Origin of the sequence: Flavobacterium sp. (genome assembly GCF_024305175.1) — a bacterium.
Classification (GTDB): domain Bacteria; phylum Bacteroidota; class Bacteroidia; order Flavobacteriales; family Flavobacteriaceae; genus Flavobacterium.
Genome location: NZ_JAMWYY010000051.1, coordinates 1 through 21344, shown reverse-complemented (window position 1 = coordinate 21344; position 21344 = coordinate 1). Strand labels below are relative to the sequence as shown.

Below are 21344 nucleotides of genomic sequence, written 5' to 3'. Positions count from 1 at the left end.
AGAGACAGGTTTTTATGTGTTCATACAACTCCCAATTGCCATTAATTCAGAAATTTTTGGATATTATTTTTGGTTGTATATATTTTTTATATATTTTCGAATGAAATTTTTCTATTAAACAGCTAAACGTTATCAATATAACAATTAGACTGCTAATTGTTAAACTTTCTACTAACTAACAACTTTGAATATTTTTTTATGAAAAAAACTCTACTACTTGGATTTATGGCATTGGCAGGTTTTACTGCACATGCCCAATTGCCGGCCGGAAGCACAGCCCCGGATTTTACGGCAACAGACATTAATGGCAATGTACACCACCTGCAGGAGTACCTTGACCAGGGAAAAACTGTAATTATTGATATTTCTGCAACCTGGTGCGGCCCTTGCTGGAACTACCATGCGAGCCATGCCCTTAAGAATTTTTATAATAATTACGGGCCAAATGGCAGTGATGAAATTGTAGTACTTTTTATTGAGGGTGACGGTGCCACAACCCTTGCCGACCTGCAGGGAACAGGTGGCAACACACAGGGTAACTGGACAACAGACCCTTATCCGATTATAGACAGCGCACAGATTGCGAGCCTTTACCAGATTACTTACTTTCCGACTGTTTACAGGATTTGCCCTAGCGGTATTGTAACAGAAATAGGTGCGCAAAATGCTGTTAACTTAAGGAATAGTGTTCAAAATGGCTGTAGCCAAGCACTTACAGGTTCACAAAATAATGTAGAAATAGAAAATGTAGCATTAGATATTTGTGATGCTTCTTCTCCTGTAGGTTTTAATATTGATTTTACTAACTATGGTACTAATCCTGTTACCAGTGGCGAAATTGTATTAAAAGAAAATGGCAACACAATAGCTACATCAGCTATTACAGGCAATGTAAGCACTTATGGCTCAGGAACGGTTTCATTTGATAATATTACTATAAATGAAAGTTCTGAATACACCCTAGAATTATCGCAGGTAAACGGCGGAACGCCTTTTAATGGCCCGCTTAGTGAACCAAAAGTTGCTGATATAAACATTCCTGAAACAGCACAGAACAACAGCCTTGTGGTTTTAGTGCAAACAGATAACTACCCTGGCGAAATATCATGGAGAATTAAAGACAGTAATGGCGGTGTTGTAGCAAATGGCGGCCCATACCAGGCAGGCCCGGGTGCAGCCGGTGCCGGCGGACCTGATGCCAACACTACAAAAACACACTATGTTACAATACCTGACGGTGTAGCAGATTGTTTTTCTGTAGAACTTCTTGACAGCTATGGTGATGGATGGAGTTTAGGCAACACAGCACATGGTATTGAAGTGTACTCAGTGGGTATGCCGGAACCAGTATTTGATTACTCAGCAGGAAACTTTGGTAACAGCATGACTTTAAACGCAGCATTCAAAACTGCAGGAATACTGTCAAACGGCGATAACCTTACTGCAACTAAGTTTGCTGTTTATCCTAACCCGTCTAACGGGGTGTTTAACTTTAACACATCAGAAACTGTTTCTGTAACCGTTACAGATCTTACAGGAAAAGTAGTATATACTGCTGCACAGATAAACAACGACGGAAGCATAGACCTTGGCCAACTGCAAACAGGTATGTATATTGCACAGGTTAAAGGACAAACGTTTGAAAAAACTGAAAAGCTTGTTATAAAATAATTTATACTATTTTTACAACTCTTACTAAAGAAGCTATCGGGAGCAAAATCTCCCGGTAGCCTTTTTGCATTAACACTTATTGCTGATTAAAAACTTTTACAATGAAAAAACTATTACTTTTTACTGCATTATTTATTTACGGAATAGTACAGGCACAAGACATTACGGTAAATGTTACCGGCGGAGGCACAATAGAGGACAACGAGACATTTACCTTTAACACGCTTGATGCAAGCTCTAAGCTTACATTTACAGTAACCAACAACACAAACGAAACCATTTACCTAAGGACAAGGGTAGATGAAATGAGCGGAACTGACGGAACTGATGTTCAGCTTTGCTTTGGCGTTTGCCTTTATAACTTATCTCAGGGATTAACAGTACCAAGCTTTTTGATTGAAATACCTGCTAACTCTACTACAGAATCTACTGACGACCATATCTGGAACTATAACCCGGGTGATGGCACAACACCAATTGTTTACACTATTTCTTTTGTAGAATATGACGCAGAAGGCAATGAGCAGGGCAACCTGATTACATTTACTTATCGCTACCAGCCAACTGCATCTGCCGAAGATTTCGCAGCGCTTAAAAAAGCCGGCATTGCGTTAGAGAGTACGGTAATAGGTAATGCTTTAAAGGTTTCGGCACAGCAAAATGCTTCTGTTACATTTTATGCTACTAATGGGCAGGTTATTAAAAAAGCAGCATTAACAACAGGCGAGCAATGGATAGATATGTCGGGCATTGCTACCGGAGTATATATTGCGACGTTTACAACCGCCGACAATAAAACGGCCCAGCTAAGAGTTGTTAAACAGTAACAACACACCTCATTAAGAGGCTAATACCAAAAAAATGAAAAGGAAATTATTTGCGTTTATTGCCTTATTTTCTATACTGCTGACAGCATGTACAGAAGACTACCAGATACTGGATTCGGTTGATGGCCTTGTGCTTACAGCCGACCGTTCTGCACGCACTGTGGGCGACCCTATTACCTTTACCGTAAAAGACAATGAGGGGAATGACCTTACTGCCGAAGCGGTAATTTATGTGCAGGGAAACCCTATTGACGGATCTGTTTTTACTACAGAAGCAGTAGGTAATTATGAAGTGGTTGCAAAATATTCAGGGCTTGATACAGAACCAATAACCGTTCGTTTTCATGACGGCTCTGAAACTAACTTTACCAAGCGCCTGCTCATTGAAGATTATACAGGAACCTGGTGTGGCTATTGCCCAAGGGTAGCCTATGGTATAGAGCTTGTAATGAACCAGACAGAAAATGTGGTTCCGGTAGCTATACACCGTGCAAGCCTTAACCCCAACCACCCTACGTATGACCCTTATACTTATGACTCTACAGAGCTGGAGAACATGATAAACATACCGGGATACCCTAAAGGACTGCTTAACCGTATGACACAATGGAATTACCCGGAACCCAACAACATTAACCAGGCTATTGCCCTTACTCAGGGTGAAAACCCTAAACTTGGGGTGGCCATGACATCATCAGTTAACGGTAATACCATAAACCTTGATGTAAACGTAAAATTCGGAAAAAACTTTGACGGTTTAAAGTTAGTGGTGTATGTGCTTGAGAACGGGCTTGTACACAAACAGTACAATTATACCACTTACTATAACGGAGAAGATATAATTCAGAATTTTGAGCATAACCATGTGCTTAGGGGATGCTTAACAAGCTTGCTTGGCGATGCTGTAAGCAGCGCCGACACCAGGACAGGTGAAACCTTTACAAGGAGCTTTACAGCCCAGATACCGGCAACCGTAGAAAACGCCGCAAACCTTGAGTTTGTAGCTTTTATGGTAGATGCACAGGGGCACGCACTAAACGTGAGGAGAAACCATCCCGGAGAGGCACAGGAATTTGAAGAGTTTTAGATTTGTTCTATTTTTATATGATAAGGGCTGCCGGTAACGGCAGCCCTTATTTATTATTTCTGCTTCGGGAAGCTGGCCTGCATTATGGTACCCTTACCAACTTCACTGTGCAATACCTTAATCCTTCCCTTATGATATTCTTCAACAATACGGCGGGTTAAAGAAAGTCCTAAGCCCCAACCCCGCTTCTTGGTAGTAAAACCGGGTTCAAAAACCTTTTTGTACTGGCTCTTTGCAATACCCTTACCCGAATCGCAAACCTTAAGCTTTACATACTTTTCACGCTCTTCCAGTATTATTTCGAGCCTGCCTTTGCCTTTCATGGCATCTATGGCATTCTTTACAAGATTCTCCACCGTCCAGCTATGCAGTTCAGGGTTAAGCATAACCTTTACAGGATGGGCCGGTGCATGAAAAATAAATTCAACCTGCTTTGATGCCCGCGCCTTCAGGTAGGCAAAAGACCTTTCTGTTTCCGCAATAATATCCAGTTCCTGCAATTCCGGCTCAGACCCTACTTTAGAGAAACGTTCTGCAATGGTTTGCAGCCTCAGCACATCCTTTTCCACCTCTGTAACGGTGGTTTCGTCAACATTATCTGCTTTCATAATCTCAATCCATCCCAGCAATGACGAAAGCGGCGTACCAATCTGGTGGGCGGTTTCTTTAGCCATACCTGCCCATAGCCTGTTTTGTGCACTAATTTTATTGGCTTTAAAAAATATATATACCACTACACCAAATAAAAGTATTATGAGCACCAATGCTACCGGGTAGTACTTCAGTACATTTAGTAATGTTGAGTTTCCAAAATATACATACTGAAACTCCCCTGGCATATACTCAATAGTAAGCCTGTTGTTTTGCGACTTAAATTCTTCTAATAGTTTATATGCTTTTATGCTGTCTTTTATCTTACTGCCTTGCAGTATATTTTCATCTATATTCCTTGATTCGCGTATTATCCCTTCGGCATCGGTAAGTATTAGTGGTATAGTATTATTTTTAGTGGTAATGTCGCTTACCGTCTCCAGCGCCTTGTCATCTGTAGGGCTTATTATGGCTTCTGTAGCATCAGCCCATAATTCCATCTTCATCCGTTCCTCCTCTTTAAAAGCCTGGAAAAGATAGTAGGTATTCCATACTATAAGAACCACTATTAGAAACGAAACCACTATAATGAACCAACGGGTAAAATCCCTGTTATCCGAAATTTGCATATTTTAATTAATTGAGCATTAAAGATACTAAAAGTTGGTAAAGCTGTAATAGGTGTAAGATGTGTAAACGGAAAAACGGCAACTTTAGGCAGTTAGTATTAATTGCTAAAACATCGGGTTAAATTTGATATTGGCATTTTTAACTAAGCATATAAAAAGTATCTTTGTAAAAACAACCGCAATAATGTTGAGTATAGACCCAAAAGAAATACCTACCGCAAAGCTGCAGGGTTACCTTCAGGGAGCAGTAGGGCCCAGGCCGATAGCTTTTGCCAGCACTTTAGATAAAAACAATGTGCCCAACCTTTCGCCCTTCAGCTTTTTTAATGTGTTTAGTGCAAATCCGCCCGTGTTGGTTTTTTCGCCTGCACGCAGGGTTAGGGATACTACTGTAAAACATACCCTTATAAATGCAGAACTTAACAGGGAAGTTGTTATTAATGTGGTTAATTATGCCATAGTGCAGCAGGCGTCGCTCTCAAGCACAGAGTATGGCGAAGGAATAAATGAATTTGAGAAAGCGGGGCTAACCATGCTGCCAAGTGATATTGTAAAGCCTTTCAGGGTAAAAGAATCTCCCGTACAGTTTGAGTGTAAGGTTAATGATATAATAGCACTGGGAACAGGCGGGGGCGCGGGCAACCTGATAATATGTGAAGTGGTTAAAATTCATGTTGATGAAAATATACTTGATGAAAACGGAGCGGTTGACCAGACTAAGATTGACCTTGTAGCGCGTATGGGTGGTAACTGGTACAGCAGGGCCAACCAGGGGCTGTTTGAAGTTGAAAAGCCATTAACGACACTTGGCATTGGTGTAGATAATGTACCTGCTTTTGTAAAAGAATGCGGCTTTTTTGACGGTAACGATTTAGGGAAGCTCGGCAATGTGGAAGCAATGCCTACAAATGAAGAAGTAACCGGGTTTGTTAAGGAGGACTTTGAGATTAAAGGCATACTTAGCAGTGACGATGAAGAAAAAAGATATAAAAAGGCCAAGCAGTGCCTTGACAATAATGAAGTATTAAAAGCATGGAAAGTGCTTTTGGCTAAAAAAGAGTTTTAAATAGTAACGATTGCTGCCATGTGGCAGAAAAAACAACAGGATAATTATGGAAGTTTCAGGAAGAATCAAGATGATTGACGAGACCAGAATGTTTGGCAACAACGGTTTCAGGAAAAGGGAAATGGTGGTTACTACAGATGAGCAGTACCCGCAGCATATAATGGTAGAATTTACTCAGGATAAATGCGACCTGCTGAATAACTACAGGGTTGGCGAGCCGGTAAAAGTATCTATAAACCTGCGTGGCAGGGAGTGGGTAAACCCGCAGGGTGAAACAAAATATTTTAACTCTATACAGGGCTGGAGGATAGAAAAACTGCAACCCGAAGCGCCAGCAGGAGGTGGCTACCAGGCACAGCCGCCAATGCCAAGTGCACAGGACTCGTTTGAGCCTGCTACAAATTTCAGGGAAGAGGATCATGACGACCTGCCATTCTAATAACCCGGCACATCATATCTAAAAATATTCCCGCGTGCAACTGCACGCGGGATTTTTATATTACATAAGTTTTTGCTTTTATACAACAGTGTGTCAATAGAAAACAAATATGCAAATAACTTGATAATTATTTAATTTTTAATTAATTATGTACTTCCTGTCCCGCGAGTTATATTTTCCTCCAGCACATAGCGCCTCACCCGAAGGCATTGTGGCAATCGGCGGAGATTTATCGCCTGAAAGGCTTATGCTGGCATACCGTAACGGAATATTTCCGTGGTTTGACGATGACGACCCAATTCTATGGTGGAGCCCTCCGGAGCGCATGGTTTTATTCTTTGGCGAGCTCAAAGTTTCTAAAAGTATGCGGAATATAATTAACAGGGGCATTTTTCGTGTTACATTTAATACTGCCTTTAGAAAGGTAATAGAGCAGTGCAGCAGCATTAAGCGCCAGGGCCAGGCAGGAACCTGGATAACCGCAGAAATGAAAGAAGCTTATATAAAGCTGCACGAACTGGGCCATGCAAAATCTGTAGAGGTATGGCAGGACAATGAACTGGTTGGCGGGCTTTATGGTATAGACCTTGGCCATGTGTTTTGTGGTGAGAGCATGTTCAGTAAAATGCCTAATGCAAGCAAACTGGCATTTATAGTGCTTGCTAAAAAGCTTGAAGCCGAAAACTACCGCCTGCTGGACTGCCAGGTGCATAACCCGCATCTTGAGAGCCTGGGGGCACGCGAAATTAGCAGGGAAGCATTTTTAGAGAGAGTTATCAACTAATTAATTAAAAATATATGGCCACTGTTATAAAAAAGTACTACGAAGCATTTATGTTGCTTGCGGTACTAGTTGCATTTTTACTTTTCAGGAAAGAAGTTTTTGAAGCCTCTGTTTACCTTATTGGGGCTGCAGCAATTGCCCTTTATTTTGTGCCGGTACGCCTTATAGCTGCCATAACCAGAATAGATACTAAACAAACAGGTGTACAGGTAACATCTTCTTTTATTATTGCGTGTATAATAGGAGCATCATTGGTAGCAGTATCCGATAAAAATTTTCCCGGATTAAACACAATTGTTTACGGGCTTGCCATTATCAACATCTTTTTTATGATCTACTCCTTTTTTAAAGACCAGGAACGCAAAGCATTCCTGTTGCATTTTATCATGATAATATTGATATCATGGCTGCTTAATTTTATTGGATAATAAACATTAGGAAAGGAGTACATAGGCTGAAAAATTCCACAGGGAATGGAGGAGCAAGCCATATAAAAAACATAGCCTTACTCTTGTAAATGTAATGAAGCACCCGGTAATAAAGTGAGAAAGCACGATTAGCGGCGAGAGTACATAGAATAATGTTTCTGAATTATTGTAGTTGCTTAAATGTATTACTGCAAAGCCTACAATAGATATACGGCAAAGCCATGGGAAAACTTTGTACCATATTTGTTCAGAAAATATGGCAGCAACCAACCCCTGTCGCCTTAGCACGAGCCTGAAAAACAGCTCTTCTGTTACAGGGGCAATTATGCTTACTGCAATTAACGTAAAAACCGAATCTTCTACCAATTCCCCACGATGCTGTAAGTCTATAATATTATTGAGTAATATCAGCAAAGGGTAGATAAGCAATAGAAAGATGAATACTTTTACTAAAAAGAGAATGATAAAAATCTTTGCCTTCTTTATAGCTGACACATTATACTGTACATCATCAGGATTTTTTAAAAAACCTGACAGATCATACAAAAGCAACTTAGTCATATCTATCATAGCATTGGCGGTGTAAAGATACACAACAATTTACCGGATAAAGACTGTATATTTGCAGCATGAAAAAGGCTTTAGGCTTATTTATTATCAGCATTAGTGCAATTGTGGCATTTGCAGCATCGGCATATAACTATGCTCCCACAGCAAATACAGCTTCTGCAGATGCCTTTTTCAAAAAAGCGCATAACCAAAAAGAAAGCTATAAGGCCGATGTGCTCCATATTAGCGCAGCACACCTTAGCTTTGGCGAAAATATATTTACGCCGGTTAAATCTAACCAGCAGGAATACAAGTATCCTCTGTTAGAGGTGTTAATTTCAGGATACAAATATAAAGCCCGCAGCAAATCGGCCTTACAATACCTTAATTTTGCTTCCTGCCTTATTATTCGAAACAGGAAAGCCGACCTTATTTTCCCCTTCCATTATTTCTGGTAATACACAACTATAAACCCGGTTAAAATAAAAATTTGTACTGCCCCAAAGGCAAGTGCATAACTACATATTACTATTAATAAAATTTAAACAATGGAACTTTCTGTTATTATTATAGGTGCAGCTATATTGTTGCTGATATTTATACCAATTGCATTGGTACATAAAAAAAGAGACAAAGAAGAAAAAGCAACACTAAACAGGCTTCAGAATATTGCTGAAAAAGAGTCTCAAAAAATAATAAAGCATGATTTATGGAATAACTCCGCTATTAGCTTAGACAGCGCAGGCACGCTTTATTTTATAGAAAACAACAGCGCCGGTGTAAAGAAGATAAATCTGAAGGGCATAAAGGAATGCCGCATTATAAACTCGGGCAGGGCGGTAACAAACCATCTTGAAGACCCTTACAGCATCCGAAGGCTGGAGCTGGCACTAACGGGCAGCCATTATGAATATGAGCAAAGGCTTCTGTTTTTTGATATGGCAATAAATATGCAGATTAATGACGAATTGCAGCTCATTAAAAAGTGGGAAGCAATTATTAATAATCACATCAAAGCTAACTAAATAAAAAACCCACTCTTTTTGAGTGGGTTTTTTATATCTGCTTTTTTATGTCTTAAGCTTCAAACGGAACTATAGAAACATATGATTTGTTATCACGTTTCTTTTGGAATTGAACAACACCGTCAACTTTTGCATGCAGGGTATGGTCTTTACCCATATATACATTTTCGCCCGGGTTGTGCTTAGAGCCCCTTTGCCTAACAATAATGTTACCGGCAATGGCAGCCTGGCCTCCAAAAATCTTAACGCCTAAACGTTTCGACTCTGATTCCCTACCGTTCTTGGAACTACCGACACCTTTCTTGTGAGCCATGATGTTTTAGTTTTTAATTGTTAATATTATTCTGCAGTTTCAGTTTCTGCTTTTTTAGAAGCTTTTTTCTTAGCTCCCGGTGCAGTTATACCTGTAATAGAGATTTGGGTTAAAGACTGGCGGTGGCCATTCTTAACTTTGTAACCTTTTCTCCTTTTCTTTTTGAAAACAATTACCTTGTCTCCTTTTAAGTGCTGCAGCACTTTGGCTTCTACCGAAGCACCTTCTATAGCCGGGGCGCCAAGTGTTATGTTTCCGCTGTCATCAAGTAAAAGAACTTTTGCAAATGTAACTGCATCTCCTTCTTTACCTTCTAAACGGTGAACATAAACCTTTTGGTCTTTGCTAACTTTAAATTGCTGCCCTGCTATCTCTACGATTGCATACATAACAATATGTTTTAATTAAATTTTAAGGCTGCAAATATACAACTATTTATTTATCAGCCAATATGCAAGACTAATTTTTAAAGCAAAAATCATTAATATAACAGCCTGATAATCATGAAAAGAAAAAAATTTAGCTTTATTGTAACAAAATACCGAAATTGCACACCAATTATCAAAATCAATAATTAAACTCTTTATGAAAAAATCTTTAATGGCTTTGGGTTCACTCCTCATGCTTGGCGGAGTAGCATCTGCCCAGAAAGTAGCATTTGAGGAATATGATCTGGACAACGGGCTGCATGTAATCCTGCACCAGGACAAAACGGCACCGGTTATAATTACTTCGGTAATGTATCATGTTGGTTCTAAAGACGAAAATCCTGAAAGGACTGGGTTTGCGCACTTTTTTGAGCATTTGCTGTTTGAGGGCACCAAAAACATTGAGCGTGGCGAGTGGTTTAAAATAGTTACTGCAAATGGCGGTAATAACAATGCTAACACAAGCGACGACAGAACATACTATTATGAGGTTTTCCCAAGCAACAACCTTGAATTGGCTATATGGATGGAGTCGGAAAGGCTTATGCACCCGGTTATAAACCAAATAGGTGTAGATACACAAAATGAGGTAGTTAAAGAAGAAAAAAGACTTCGTGTAGACAACCAGCCTTATGGTAACCTTATTGCAGAGGTAAAAAGGAACATGTTCCAGGTTCACCCATACCGTTGGGCAACCATTGGTTCTATGGAGCACCTTGATGCCGCTACTCTTGAAGAGTTCCAGGCATTCAACAAAAAATTCTATGTGCCTAACAACGCTGTGCTTGTTGTAGCGGGTGACCTTGACATAGAAAAGACAAAAAAATGGATACAGCAGTACTTTGGGCCAATACCTAAAGGAGCCCCGGTTACACGCCAGACTTATGAAGAAAAGCCAATAACACAAACGCTTCGTGCTACTTATGAAGATCCTAACATACAGCTGCCAATGGTTGTGGCTGCCTACAGGACACCTTCTATGAAAACCAGGGAAGCACGTGTTCTTGACATGATCTCTACTATTCTTAGCGACGGAAAAAGCTCAAGGATGTATAAGAAGATTGTAGATGACAAAAAGATGGCGCTTCAAATGGGTGCTTTCAACTACAGCCAGGAAGATTACGGTCTTTATATAGTATATGGTATCCCGATGCAGGGACATACTTCTGAAGAACTTTTAAAAGAAGCTGATGAAGAAATTAAAAAACTTCAAAACGAGCTTATCTCTGAGAAAGAATTCCAGAAGCTTAAAAACATTTACGAAAGCAACTACGTAAACAGCAACAGCAGTGTTGAGGGTATTGCAAGCAACCTTGCTACTTACTACATGCTTTATGGCGATGTAAACCTTATAAACAACGAAATAGACATTTACCGTTCTATCACCAGGGAAGAGATAAGGGATGTTGCACGCAAATACCTTAACCCTAACCAAAGGTTGATATTAGATTATGTACCAGCTAAAGACAAAGCACAAAACTAAGAATCATTGAGAATCATGAAAAAAGCAATATATCTATTAGCCGGCTTATTCTTTATTAGTATGCAGGCACAAGACAGGCCAATGCCAAAACCGGGACCGGCACCAACAGTAAATGTTGGCAAACCGGAAACATTTGAACTTAAAAACGGACTAAAGGTTTTGGTTGTAGAAAACCACAAACTGCCAAGGGTATCTTATACACTTACCATGGATAACGCTCCTTATGCCGAAGGTGAGAAAAAAGGTGTATCTGATATGGTTAGTGCACTTATGGGCACAGGTACCAAAAAAATGTCTAAAGACGCTTTTAACGAAGAAACTGACTTTTTAGGCGCAAATATTAACTTCTGGGCAGAAGGCGCTTCAGGAAGCGGGCTTTCTAAGTACTCTGAAAGGATACTAGAGCTTATGGCTGACGGTGCACTTAACCCGAAATTTACCCAGGAAGAATTCGACAAGCAAAAAGCTAAGATAATAGAAGGGCTTAAGGCTGACGAGAAGAGTGTATCATCGGTAGCTTCAAGGGTAACAGATGCGCTTATATATGGTAAAAAACACCCTAACGGAGAATATCTTAGCGAAGAAACACTTAACAATGTAACACTTGCAGATGTTGTTAACAACTACAATACTTACTTTGTTCCGGGTAATGCTTACCTTGTTGTAGTGGGCGATGTTAAAACTAAAGACGTTAAAAAACAGGTTAAGAAACTTTTTGGCGACTGGACTCCTAACACAGCTCCTAAAGTAACGTACAGCGATCCTAAAGATGTACAGTATACACAAATTAACTTTGTAGATATGCCTAACGCAGTGCAAAGTGAAATATCTGTTGTTAACGTTGTAAACCTTAAAAGGACAGATAAAGACTATTTCGCAGCGCTTCTTGCCAACCAGATTCTTGGTGGTGGTGGCGAAGGAAGGCTTTTCCTTAACCTGCGTGAAGCTCACGGCTGGACGTATGGCGCTTATTCATCTATAGGTGCTAACAAATATGTAACTTCTTTCAGGTCATCTACATCTGTAAGGAATGCAGTAACTGACAGTGCTATAGTAGAAATACTTAATGAGATCAAGAAGATAAGGACAGACCTTGTATCTGAAGAAGACCTTAAAAATGCTAAGGCAAAATACATTGGTAACTTTGTAATGCAGATGGAAAAACCATCTACAATTGCACAGTATGCACTTTTAACGGAGACACAAAACCTTCCTGAAGATTACTACGAAAACTATATTAAGAGCATCAACGCAGTAACTCCGGAAGATGTAAGGAATGCTGCTAAAAAATATTTCCTTGCAGAAAACGCGCGTATAGTTGTAGTTGGTAAAGCTGCCGATGTACTTCCGGGCCTTGAAAGCAGGAATATGCCTATCCAGTATTTTGATAAATGGGGTAAGCCTACAGATAAGCCTGTGCTTAACAAGCCTGTACCTGCCGGTGTAACTGTGAAAACAGTATTAGACAATTATATTAAAGCTATTGGTGGCGAAAAAGCGGTTAAAGGTGTTAAGTCAATATCTAAAACAGCTACTGCAACCATTCAGGGAACTCCGCTTGAATTAGTGGTTAAGCAAACTGCCGACCAGAAATTTGCCATGGAAATGAAAGCTATGGGCATGACAATGATGAAGCAGGTAATTAATGAAAAAGGCGGATACCGTGTGGTACAGGGCCAGCGTACAGAGCTTGAAGGCGAAGAACTTGCTGATGCTAAGAAAACTGCCGTTCCGTTTGAAGAGCTTAACATGATGAGTGATAAAGGATGGACACTTACAGGTATTGAGCAGATAAACGGTAAAGATGCTTATGCAATTAAAAACGAAGGCTCTACCTACTACTACGACACTACTACAGGCCTTAAGTTAGCTGAAAGCAAAGAAGAAGAGCAAATGGGCCAAAAGGCTACACAAACTACAATTCTTGCTGATTACAGGGATGTAAAAGGTGTGAAGATACCATACAAAAACATCGTAAATATGGGTGGTATGGAAATGGAGTTTACCGCTACAGATGTTAAGGTAAACGAAGGCGTTAGTGCTGCAGATTTCCAGTAAAATAATTTACATATTACAATAAAAAGGCCCGCAATAGCGGGCCTTTTCTTTTAGTATACTTTACATCTTATTTTCTTGAAGAGAAATAGACACCAACCAGTATTATGGCAGCACCTACCAGTTGCAGCGGCGCTAAAGATTCGCCATCAAACAAGCCCCATCCAAATGCCACAACAGGAATCATATAAGTAACCGAAGAGGCAAATATTGGTGACGACATGTGTATAAGTTTAAAGAATATAATATTGGCAATACCGGTACCTACAATACCCAGTACAGCTATATAAAGCATTGCTTCCTGCGTTTCGGTGGCGGTAGCAACATCGGCAAACCCTGACAGAAACAGAACGGCAACGGCAGGCAGCAGCATAACCGCAAAATTGCCTGTGCTTATACTAAGCGGACTTAAGTCGGACAGGTGTTTTTTAATAAGATTTACGTTGGTAGCATAACATACCGAAGCTGCTACTACAAAAAGCGTGTACCAGTAATTTTGATTAGGGTTATCTGCAGCACCTTTATAGATAAGCAATCCGCACCCCACAAGGCCTATAAGCACCCCGAATAACTGCCTGCGCTGAAACTGTAACCCAAACACCACAGCACCTATAATTAGTGTGCTTAATGGTGTTAGCGAGTTAAGGATGGCACTTATAGAACTGTGAATCTGGGTTTGTGCCACCGAAAAAAGGTAAACCGGCAGAAAAGTCCCGAAAAGTGCAGTTATGGCAAGGTACTTCCATTTGCCCTGCGGTACATTGCGCAAACTTCTGAAGCCTACAATAAGGAGGAAGACGGCACAAAATATGATACGGAGCGAACCGAGCTGAAAAGGGGTTAAGCCCAATAAGCCCCTTTTTATCAGTATAAAAGAACTGCCCCATATTAAGGCAAGAATTGCCAGTAAATACCATTTTAGCTGTTGTGACTGCATAGATTAACTTTAACTTAAAATTCGGGCTAAAAATCCGACAATAAATCCGGATGGCAAACGTTTTTTAGTAAATTTGTAATCGCTTTTTAAAGAGCATTTTATAAAAGAACTTAATATCATATACAATGAAAGTAATTAAACACATTTCGGCTTTTGCCCTTGCTGCAATGCTTTTTGTAAGCTGTAAAGACACGGCTAAAGACGGTAACATAGAAACACCTGAAGAAGGGACGGTTACCGACACCATACAAAAAGAAACAGCAGCTAACCTTGAAACAACCTCATTTAAAATTGAGGGCATGACCTGCGCTATTGGCTGTGCCAAAACAATTGAAAGCAAACTTGCCGGGCTTGACGGAGTAGAAAACGCAAAAGTAGATTTTGACAGCAAGACAGCTACTATTTCTTACAATGCAGAAAAGCAGACACCGGAAACGATAGTAGAAACTGTAGAAAAGATTGCTGACGGCACTTATAAAGTAGCTGACGTGAAAAACTCTGCTGATAAAGCGATGCTGTATAAAGCAGACCAGGAGCCTAAGAAAAAGGCTGAAAAGAAGAAAGAAAAGAAAAAGGCTAAGAAAGAAGAAAAAGCAGGCTGTGCAAGCGGCGAAAAGAAAAGCTGCTGCTCTGGCGAAGCTAAGAAATCATGCCATTCAGAAAGTACTACTACTTCGTCAGCCGGAAGCCTTTAATACAGGAATTATTAAATATATAAAAAAGCAGCCATTGGCTGCTTTTTTATTACCTCCACTTAAGGGTTTCCATTAAGTTGCGCATATCGTCTTTTATATAGCTTGCTGCCGGCATAAGTGAGTCATAATTGGGCCGTGCATAAAAATACATAGAGCCTGTAAGAAAGTGCCTTGTACTGTCGGTGGCATAAAACTGTGCATTTGTGGCGGCATCTCCCCCAACCTGGTAAAACATGCCATATACATTCTGCATATCATTTACGAAAGGCAGCTCCTGTATAGCATCAGCTTTAATTACGTGCTCATAGGTAAGCTTTTGCGCATCCCTTAATAACATTTCGAGGTTACCTTCCACGGGTTTATAAGTGAGGTAAATGGTGGCTTTCATCCTTGGGTACTGCAAGGTAAAATTGCAATTGCCTTTATTGCTGATTATAGCCTGACTATTAAATGCGAATGTAAAAGGGCATTTGCCGCTATACATTACGTAATCTTCTATAGGGTAATCCAGCCTCAGTAATGCTTTTGGCTTGGGCACAGCATCTTCTTTGCACGAAACAAATGTTGCACTCACCGCAAAAAGGGCCGCAGCCGCAAAAAACTTTTTAATGATATCCATTTATGGCAGGGTAACTTTTATTTGTTTTATCCTTCTCTTATCAACTGATTCGACGGTAAAGATATTGTCATTAAAATTAATTTTCTGGCCTTTTTTAGGAAAATTACCTGATATTTCGAGTATGAAGCCTGCCAGTGTTTCCGCCTCACCCTTTGATGCTTCAAAACCTTCTTCCTCCACATCGGTTATCCTGTAAAAGTCTTTAAGCCCTATTTTACCGTCAAACAAAAAGTTTTTATCATCTATCTGAGAGTAAATAATATCTTCATCATCAAATTCGTCGCTTATATCGCCTACAATTTCTTCAAGTATATCTTCAAGCGAAATAAGCCCCGATGTACCCCCATACTCATCTACCACAATGGCAAGGTGGTTTTTCATCCCCTGAAACTCCTTCAGCAGGTTATCCAGCTTTTTATTCTCAGGGATAAAAAACGGCTCACGTATTAATGTCTGCCATTCAAATTCCTGCTTGTCTATATATGGGATAAGGTCTTTTATGAACAGCACCCCTTCTATATAGTCTATATTTTCACGATATACAGGTATGCGCGAAAAGCCGCTTTCTACAATTTTCGGAAAAATTTCTGAAAAACCTTCTTCTATATCAAGGGCAAAAATGTCTATACGCGGACTCATCACCTGCCGTACATCAGTATTACCAAAGGTTACAATACCTTCCAGTATCTTTTGTTCTTCGGCTGTCGCATCGGCATAATCGGTAAGCTCCAGTGCCTGGGATAGCTGATCTACTGAGATACCCGTACGCTGCACATTGAATTTCTTATACAGTGCAAGTGTTACTTCACGCATGGGTACACTAAAGGGCGAAAGTAGCTTATTCAGGTAAAAGAGCATATAAGATACCCGCATGGCAAAAGCGCCGCTATTGCGGGTAGCATAAACTTTAGGCACCACCTCCCCAAAAAGAAGAACAAGAAAGGTTATGACAGCTACCTGGACAATAAAGTGCAACCACGGCAGGTATATGCTTTCAAACAAAGAGCCGGTTATCCTGAAGAATAGTATAATAATAGCTATATTGATAAAGGTGTTGGCTATAACTATGGTTGCCAGTAATTTTTTTGGTTTTTCTAAAAGCCTTACAATCAGTTTTCCTTTTTTAGGGCTTTTTTGCGCAATACCCTTTATATCTTCGGGAGTTAATGCAAAAAAAGCGACTTCGGTTCCGGATATTACAGCAGAAAAGAACAGCAGGATAAGAATACCTGCGCAGCCAAACAATAGGCTATAATCAAACAATATACTCGAGGGGTCGGGGTCCAAAATTGTGAGTATTAATTAAACAATTAAAATGGAAGGTCATCGTCAGGCTCAGGCACATTCATGTTATAATCAGGTGCAGGCCTTGCAGGTTCGCTAACAGATGGCTGCTGTTGCTGCTGCCTGTTGCTGTTGCCTGTAGTATTGTTATTGCCTTCCATTTCTTTTTTAGTGGTTAAAAATGTAAATTCAGTTACCTGAATTTCTGTGGTATATTTGGTAGTACCGTCATCTCCCTGCCACTGGCGTGATTTAATACGGCCTTCCACATATATTTTATCGCCTTTGCTAAGGTATTTCTCGCATATTTCGGCAGCTTTGTTACGCACCACTATATTATGCCATTCGGTACTTGTAATACGCTCATTGGTTTGTTTGTTGATGTAAACCTCGTTAGTGGCAAGCGGAAAACGCCCTATACAGTTGCCACCATCAAAATAGTGCATCTTTACATCGTCTCCTAAATGGCCTATAAGCATTACTTTGTTAAGTGTTCCGTTCATAACAACTGTTTAGCGTTTAACCAAAAATAATAAAATTTAATGTCAATCCCAATGCTTCTCTATAAAATTATGGATAACCACAGGCACAGGCAACAGCTTTATTTCTTTATGGCTTAGTGCACCTTTTATCCCGGCTTTGGCAGTTACCTGCCAAAAGCGTATATACAGGTGCTGGTGCGAGAGTTTATGAACAATAGTATCCTGTATAAGCACAACGTCAGTAACGGGAAAATCGGTAAAAAACTCATTTCGGATAACCTGCATTACCTCTTCGGGCTGTACATCATTCTCGGTTTCCAGTAACGGAAATTCATAAAGGTTATGCCATATACCCTTTGCTGAACGTTTGTTAACAAGGCTCCTGCCCTGGCCGTCTTCAACAATAATATAATTAAAATACCTGTGTGTAACTTTTGTTTTTTTGAGTTTTACAGGCAGGCTTGCCACCCGCCCGGTATTATATGCGACACACTCTTTATTAAGCACACAGTTGGGGCAGTCCGGATTTTTTGGCACACATTGTAATGCGCCAAACTCCATCATGGCCTGGTTAAATTCAGATGCGCACCCCGGCGGCAGGTGTCCGGAAGCAATATTTTTAAACAACGGTTTGGCAGCAGGTGAAGATATATCGGCCTCTAAGCCGAAATAGCGCGACAGCACCCGGTAAACATTACCATCTACAACGGGCACGGCCTCACCATAACAAATAGAAGCAATAGCGGCTGCGGTATAATCGCCTACACCTTTAAGCTTTAGCAGCCCGTCATAGCTATCGGGAAACTCACCTTTCAGTTCATTTGCTATGTATTTGGCGGTTGCGTGCAGGTTTCTTGCCCTGCTGTAATAGCCAAGCCCCTGCCATAATTTAAGCACCTGCTCTTCGGGTGCCGCAGCAAGATGTTTTACGGTTGGAAATGCCTCTATAAACTTAAAAAAATAAGGCATACCCTGCGCCACGCGCGTTTGCTGGAGCATAATTTCTGACAGCCACACGGGGTATGGCTGTGGTGTTTTGCGCCAGGGCAAATCGCGGCGGTTTTGTAAATACCAACTTATCAGCAGATTAGAAAAATTCATAGTAAAGGAGAGGTTAGCAAAATTAAAACTTTATGTTATTAAATTTTAATGTATTAACCTTGAAATATTGTTTTTTTAATTCATATATTTGCACACTCGAAAAAAATACATACAAATATAAATTTTAGAAAGAAAATGACGAAAGCAGACATCGTAGCAAAAATCTCTGAAAAACTTGGGCTTGAAAAAGGAGATGTGCAAGCAACAGTAGAGTCTTTTATGGAGGAAGTAAAAAACTCTTTGGAAACCGGCGATAATGTTTATCTGAGAGGGTTTGGAAGCTTTATTATTAAAACACGTGCTGAAAAAACCGGAAGGAATATATCCAAAAACACTACAATAAAAATACCTGCACACAACATACCTGCATTTAAACCTGCCAAAGTGTTTGTTGACGGTGTTAAAACGAATACTGAAGTAAAGTAACAAAACTTAATTTATTAATCCAAAACCCTTAGACATTATGCCAAGTGGGAAAAAAAGAAAAAGACATAAAGTAGCTACGCACAAACGTAAAAAAAGGGCGAGAGCTAACCGTCACAAAAAGAAAAAGTAGTTTAATACTACTTTTTCTTTTTTAAAACGTTCATTGACAAAAAAGATTTCAGAGTTAAGAATTCAGAGTTAAGATTTACACACTGTAAACTATTAACCGTTAACTTAAAACTGATATCTCCGGGTACTAAACTACCTGTAATAAAATGTTTAATCCATCTGCTATACAGTTAGCAGTTAACAGTAATCAATATACAGTTAAATCTGTAAACGGTGAGCTGTAAACCGTAAACTGCGGCAGATAAAAATGTACAGCGTGAATAAAGAACTGATTATTCGGTCTGGTTCTGAAGCAGTAGATTTTGCCTTGTTAAAAGATGGAAAACTAATTGAATTGCATAAAGAACAGGAAGACAAGAACAAGTTTTCTGTAGGCGATATTTTTATAGCCAAAATACGGAAACCTGTAGCCGGCCTTAATGCCGCATTTGTTAACGTGGGGTTCGAAAAAGATGCTTTTTTGCATTACCACGACCTGGGGCCTAACCTGCCCTCTTTAATAAAATTCATAAAACTTGTAAGCGCAGGTAAATTAAAAGATTATTCCCTGAAAAATTTTCCGTTCGAGAAAGAGATTAATAAAGATGGTGTTATAACCGATGTGTTAAGCGCCAACCAGTCAATCCTCGTTCAGGTGGTAAAAGAGCCAATATCCACAAAAGGGCCGCGCATAAGCTCAGAGCTTTCGCTGGCAGGCCGCTATGTGGTGCTTGTGCCTTTTTCTGACCGCATCTCGATTTCGCAGAAAATAGAATCTAAGGAAGAAAAAGACCGCCTTAAACGCCTTGTGCAAAGCATAAGGCCAAAAGGATTTGGTGTTATTGTAAGAACGGTAGCCGAAGGCAAAAAAGTAGCCGAGCTGGATAAAGACCTCCAGAACCTTATGGAGAAATGGACAGCCATGTGCAAACGAATGCCTTCTGCACACCATCCGAGCAAAGTGCTGGGCGAGGTAAACAGGGTTTCCTCTATACTTCGTGATGTGTTTAACGACACTTTTACCGGCATTTATGTAGATGATGAAGACCTGTTTTACCAAACAAAGGACTATCTGCAGGAGATAGCCCCTAACAAAGCCAACATCGTTAAGCTTTACCAAAACCGTGAGCTGCCGCTTTTTGAAAAATACAATATAGAAAGGCAGATTAAAACCTCTTTCGGGAAAACGGTTTCTATGAGCAAAGGCGCCTACCTTATTATAGAGCATACCGAAGCACTGCACGTTATAGACGTGAACAGCGGTAACCGCTCTAACAAGGCGCAAAGCCAGGAAGACACCGCCCTTGAAGTAAACATGATTGCCGCTGCCGAAATTGCAAGGCAGCTAAGGCTAAGGGACATGGGTGGTATTATTGTTGTCGATTTTATTGATATGAGCAATCCGGACAACAGGAAAAAACTTTATGATTTCCTGAAACAGGAAATGAGCGACGATAAGGCAAAACACAAGATCCTGCCTCCGAGTAAATTTGGGCTCATCCAAATTACCCGACAAAGAGTACGGCCTGAAGTAAACATCAAGACACGCGAAGAAGACCCTAACAAGCCTACGGGCGAGATAGAAGCTCCTATTCTTGTGATTGACAGGATAACGGCCGACCTTGAAAGAATTTTAAAGAACCGCAAAAAGATAGTGCTTAACGCACACCCTTTTGTGGCAGCATACCTTACCAAAGGTTTCCCATCCATTCGCTCTAAATGGTTTTTTGAGCATAAAAAATGGATAAAAATTATACCACGTGACGCTTACACGTATTTAGAATACCGCTTTTTTGACAGCAAAGGCAATCCTATTGCAACAGAATAGCAAAAACCGCCCTTACGGAATGTATGGGCGGTTTTTTTATATATTTACCTCAAAAAAAAGCAATGAAAAAAGCGCTACTCTTTTTAGTCCTGACATTCTGTATGTTTTCCTGCTCTGATAATGAAGAAGATAACATGAACCCGCTAAACGGCAACTGGAACATGAAATCATATACTGCCACGGTACCTAACCCGCCTGTGCTGGAAAACGGTGATATTATCTGGAAAATAAATAACGCTAACCTTACTATTGATAATAATGTAGAAGATGAATATCCTTACATGCTACAGTCCGGCTTTTACCCTATTGAGCAGGGAGAACAAAAGATAACCATATCTATAGCAGGCGGCGACAGCGAATGGAATTACACACTAAATGATAACGAATTAATACTTTCCGGTAACAGTGGCCCTAACGCCCCTGTTATACGTTTTGAGAGGAGGTAGTTGTTAGACAATAACTTTTTATTTATATTAGACTACTTAAAAC

Annotated in this window: 24 protein-coding genes; 15 read left to right on the top strand and 9 right to left on the bottom strand. The window is 40.1% G+C overall.

Features of this window, described 5'->3' with window-relative positions:
* Positions 1-198: 198 nt before the first annotated feature.
* From Q0K96_RS11660 to Q0K96_RS11650, 3 genes are all read left to right on the top strand, one after another.
* Positions 199-1671 (top strand): T9SS type A sorting domain-containing protein, encoded by a 1473-nt coding sequence (locus tag Q0K96_RS11660; RefSeq protein WP_297334168.1) that lies wholly within the window; start codon positions 199-201, stop codon positions 1669-1671.
* Between the two features lie 101 nt (positions 1672-1772).
* A complete protein-coding gene (locus Q0K96_RS11655; RefSeq protein ID WP_297334167.1) occupies positions 1773-2498 on the top strand; it encodes a T9SS type A sorting domain-containing protein in 726 nt (241 codons plus the stop codon).
* A 34-nt stretch (positions 2499-2532) separates the two neighbouring features.
* Positions 2533-3585 (top strand): Omp28-related outer membrane protein, encoded by a 1053-nt coding sequence (locus Q0K96_RS11650; RefSeq protein WP_297334166.1) that lies wholly within the window; start codon positions 2533-2535, stop codon positions 3583-3585.
* A 53-nt stretch (positions 3586-3638) separates the two neighbouring features.
* On the opposite strand, the gene Q0K96_RS11645 is transcribed toward Q0K96_RS11650, so the two are convergent.
* Positions 3639-4805 carry a HAMP domain-containing sensor histidine kinase gene (locus Q0K96_RS11645; protein ID WP_297334165.1) on the bottom strand — a complete coding sequence of 389 codons (1167 nt, stop codon included), beginning with the start codon at positions 4803-4805 and terminating at the stop codon, positions 3639-3641.
* 184 nt (positions 4806-4989) lie between these two features.
* On the opposite strand from Q0K96_RS11645, the gene Q0K96_RS11640 reads away from it, so the two are divergent.
* The 4 genes from Q0K96_RS11640 (at position 4990) to Q0K96_RS11625 (ending at position 7522) form a co-directional block, all read left to right on the top strand.
* The gene (locus tag Q0K96_RS11640) at positions 4990-5871 is read left to right on the top strand and encodes a flavin reductase family protein (protein WP_297334164.1); all 882 of its coding nucleotides are present in this window, start codon (positions 4990-4992) and stop codon (positions 5869-5871) included.
* Between the two features lie 46 nt (positions 5872-5917).
* On the top strand, positions 5918-6310 hold the full coding sequence (locus Q0K96_RS11635; RefSeq protein ID WP_297334163.1) for a DUF3127 domain-containing protein: 393 nt from the start codon (positions 5918-5920) through the stop codon (positions 6308-6310).
* Positions 6311-6458: 148 nt separating this feature from the next.
* Positions 6459-7094, top strand: a complete 636-nt coding sequence (aat, locus tag Q0K96_RS11630) for a leucyl/phenylalanyl-tRNA--protein transferase (RefSeq protein ID WP_297334162.1) — start codon at positions 6459-6461, stop codon at positions 7092-7094.
* Between the two features lie 14 nt (positions 7095-7108).
* The gene (locus Q0K96_RS11625; RefSeq protein ID WP_297334161.1) at positions 7109-7522 is read left to right on the top strand and encodes a hypothetical protein; all 414 of its coding nucleotides are present in this window, start codon (positions 7109-7111) and stop codon (positions 7520-7522) included.
* A gap of 6 nt (positions 7523-7528) precedes the next feature.
* Here Q0K96_RS11625 and Q0K96_RS11620 read toward each other — a convergent pair whose 3' ends face one another.
* Positions 7529-8092 carry a CPBP family intramembrane glutamic endopeptidase gene (locus Q0K96_RS11620; protein ID WP_297334160.1) on the bottom strand — a complete coding sequence of 188 codons (564 nt, stop codon included), beginning with the start codon at positions 8090-8092 and terminating at the stop codon, positions 7529-7531.
* Between the two features lie 59 nt (positions 8093-8151).
* On the opposite strand from Q0K96_RS11620, the gene Q0K96_RS11615 reads away from it, so the two are divergent.
* Together Q0K96_RS11615 and Q0K96_RS11610 are read left to right on the top strand one after the other, a co-directional pair.
* Positions 8152-8529: a hypothetical protein gene (locus tag Q0K96_RS11615; protein ID WP_297334159.1), complete on the top strand. Its 378-nt coding sequence runs from the start codon at positions 8152-8154 to the stop codon at positions 8527-8529.
* A gap of 90 nt (positions 8530-8619) precedes the next feature.
* The gene (locus Q0K96_RS11610; protein ID WP_297334158.1) at positions 8620-9096 is read left to right on the top strand and encodes a hypothetical protein; all 477 of its coding nucleotides are present in this window, start codon (positions 8620-8622) and stop codon (positions 9094-9096) included.
* Between the two features lie 52 nt (positions 9097-9148).
* On the opposite strand, the gene rpmA is transcribed toward Q0K96_RS11610, so the two are convergent.
* Positions 9149-9409, bottom strand: a complete 261-nt coding sequence (gene rpmA, locus Q0K96_RS11605; RefSeq protein WP_223054131.1) for a 50S ribosomal protein L27 — start codon at positions 9407-9409, stop codon at positions 9149-9151.
* Positions 9410-9435: 26 nt separating this feature from the next.
* Complete coding sequence (gene rplU / locus Q0K96_RS11600) at positions 9436-9798, bottom strand: 50S ribosomal protein L21 (protein WP_223054132.1); 363 nt, start codon at positions 9796-9798, stop codon at positions 9436-9438.
* Positions 9799-9994: 196 nt separating this feature from the next.
* Here rplU and Q0K96_RS11595 point away from each other — a divergent pair, with 196 nt between their 5' ends.
* Positions 9995-11320, top strand: a complete 1326-nt coding sequence (locus Q0K96_RS11595) for a pitrilysin family protein (RefSeq protein WP_297334157.1) — start codon at positions 9995-9997, stop codon at positions 11318-11320.
* Between the two features lie 15 nt (positions 11321-11335).
* Positions 11336-13378: a pitrilysin family protein gene (locus Q0K96_RS11590; RefSeq protein WP_297334156.1), complete on the top strand. Its 2043-nt coding sequence runs from the start codon at positions 11336-11338 to the stop codon at positions 13376-13378.
* A gap of 67 nt (positions 13379-13445) precedes the next feature.
* Here the strand turns inward: Q0K96_RS11590 and Q0K96_RS11585 are convergent, their stop codons facing one another.
* Positions 13446-14312: an EamA family transporter gene (locus Q0K96_RS11585; protein WP_297334155.1), complete on the bottom strand. Its 867-nt coding sequence runs from the start codon at positions 14310-14312 to the stop codon at positions 13446-13448.
* 125 nt (positions 14313-14437) lie between these two features.
* Between Q0K96_RS11585 and Q0K96_RS11580 the strand changes: the two genes are divergently transcribed.
* Positions 14438-15007 (top strand): heavy-metal-associated domain-containing protein, encoded by a 570-nt coding sequence (locus Q0K96_RS11580; RefSeq protein WP_297334154.1) that lies wholly within the window; start codon positions 14438-14440, stop codon positions 15005-15007.
* A 49-nt stretch (positions 15008-15056) separates the two neighbouring features.
* Here Q0K96_RS11580 and gldD read toward each other — a convergent pair whose 3' ends face one another.
* The 4 genes from gldD to mutY are packed head-to-tail and all read right to left on the bottom strand — an operon-like array spanning position 15057 to position 18493.
* Positions 15057-15626, bottom strand: a complete 570-nt coding sequence (gldD, locus tag Q0K96_RS11575) for a gliding motility lipoprotein GldD (RefSeq protein WP_297334153.1) — start codon at positions 15624-15626, stop codon at positions 15057-15059.
* Positions 15627-16913, bottom strand: a complete 1287-nt coding sequence (locus Q0K96_RS11570; RefSeq protein ID WP_297334152.1) for a gliding motility-associated protein GldE — start codon at positions 16911-16913, stop codon at positions 15627-15629. It abuts the gene before it with no gap.
* Between the two features lie 23 nt (positions 16914-16936).
* Entirely contained in the window at positions 16937-17413 is a 477-nt protein-coding gene (gene ssb / locus Q0K96_RS11565; RefSeq protein WP_297334151.1) for a single-stranded DNA-binding protein, read from the bottom strand.
* 42 nt (positions 17414-17455) lie between these two features.
* Positions 17456-18493 carry an A/G-specific adenine glycosylase gene (mutY, locus tag Q0K96_RS11560; protein WP_297334150.1) on the bottom strand — a complete coding sequence of 346 codons (1038 nt, stop codon included), beginning with the start codon at positions 18491-18493 and terminating at the stop codon, positions 17456-17458.
* A gap of 105 nt (positions 18494-18598) precedes the next feature.
* Here mutY and Q0K96_RS11555 point away from each other — a divergent pair, with 105 nt between their 5' ends.
* From Q0K96_RS11555 to Q0K96_RS11545, 3 genes are all read left to right on the top strand, one after another.
* Complete coding sequence (locus tag Q0K96_RS11555) at positions 18599-18919, top strand: HU family DNA-binding protein (RefSeq protein ID WP_297334169.1); 321 nt, start codon at positions 18599-18601, stop codon at positions 18917-18919.
* A 376-nt stretch (positions 18920-19295) separates the two neighbouring features.
* On the top strand, positions 19296-20855 hold the full coding sequence (locus Q0K96_RS11550) for a ribonuclease E/G (protein ID WP_297334149.1): 1560 nt from the start codon (positions 19296-19298) through the stop codon (positions 20853-20855).
* 62 nt (positions 20856-20917) lie between these two features.
* A complete protein-coding gene (locus Q0K96_RS11545; RefSeq protein ID WP_297334148.1) occupies positions 20918-21301 on the top strand; it encodes a hypothetical protein in 384 nt (127 codons plus the stop codon).
* Positions 21302-21344 lie beyond the last annotated feature (43 nt).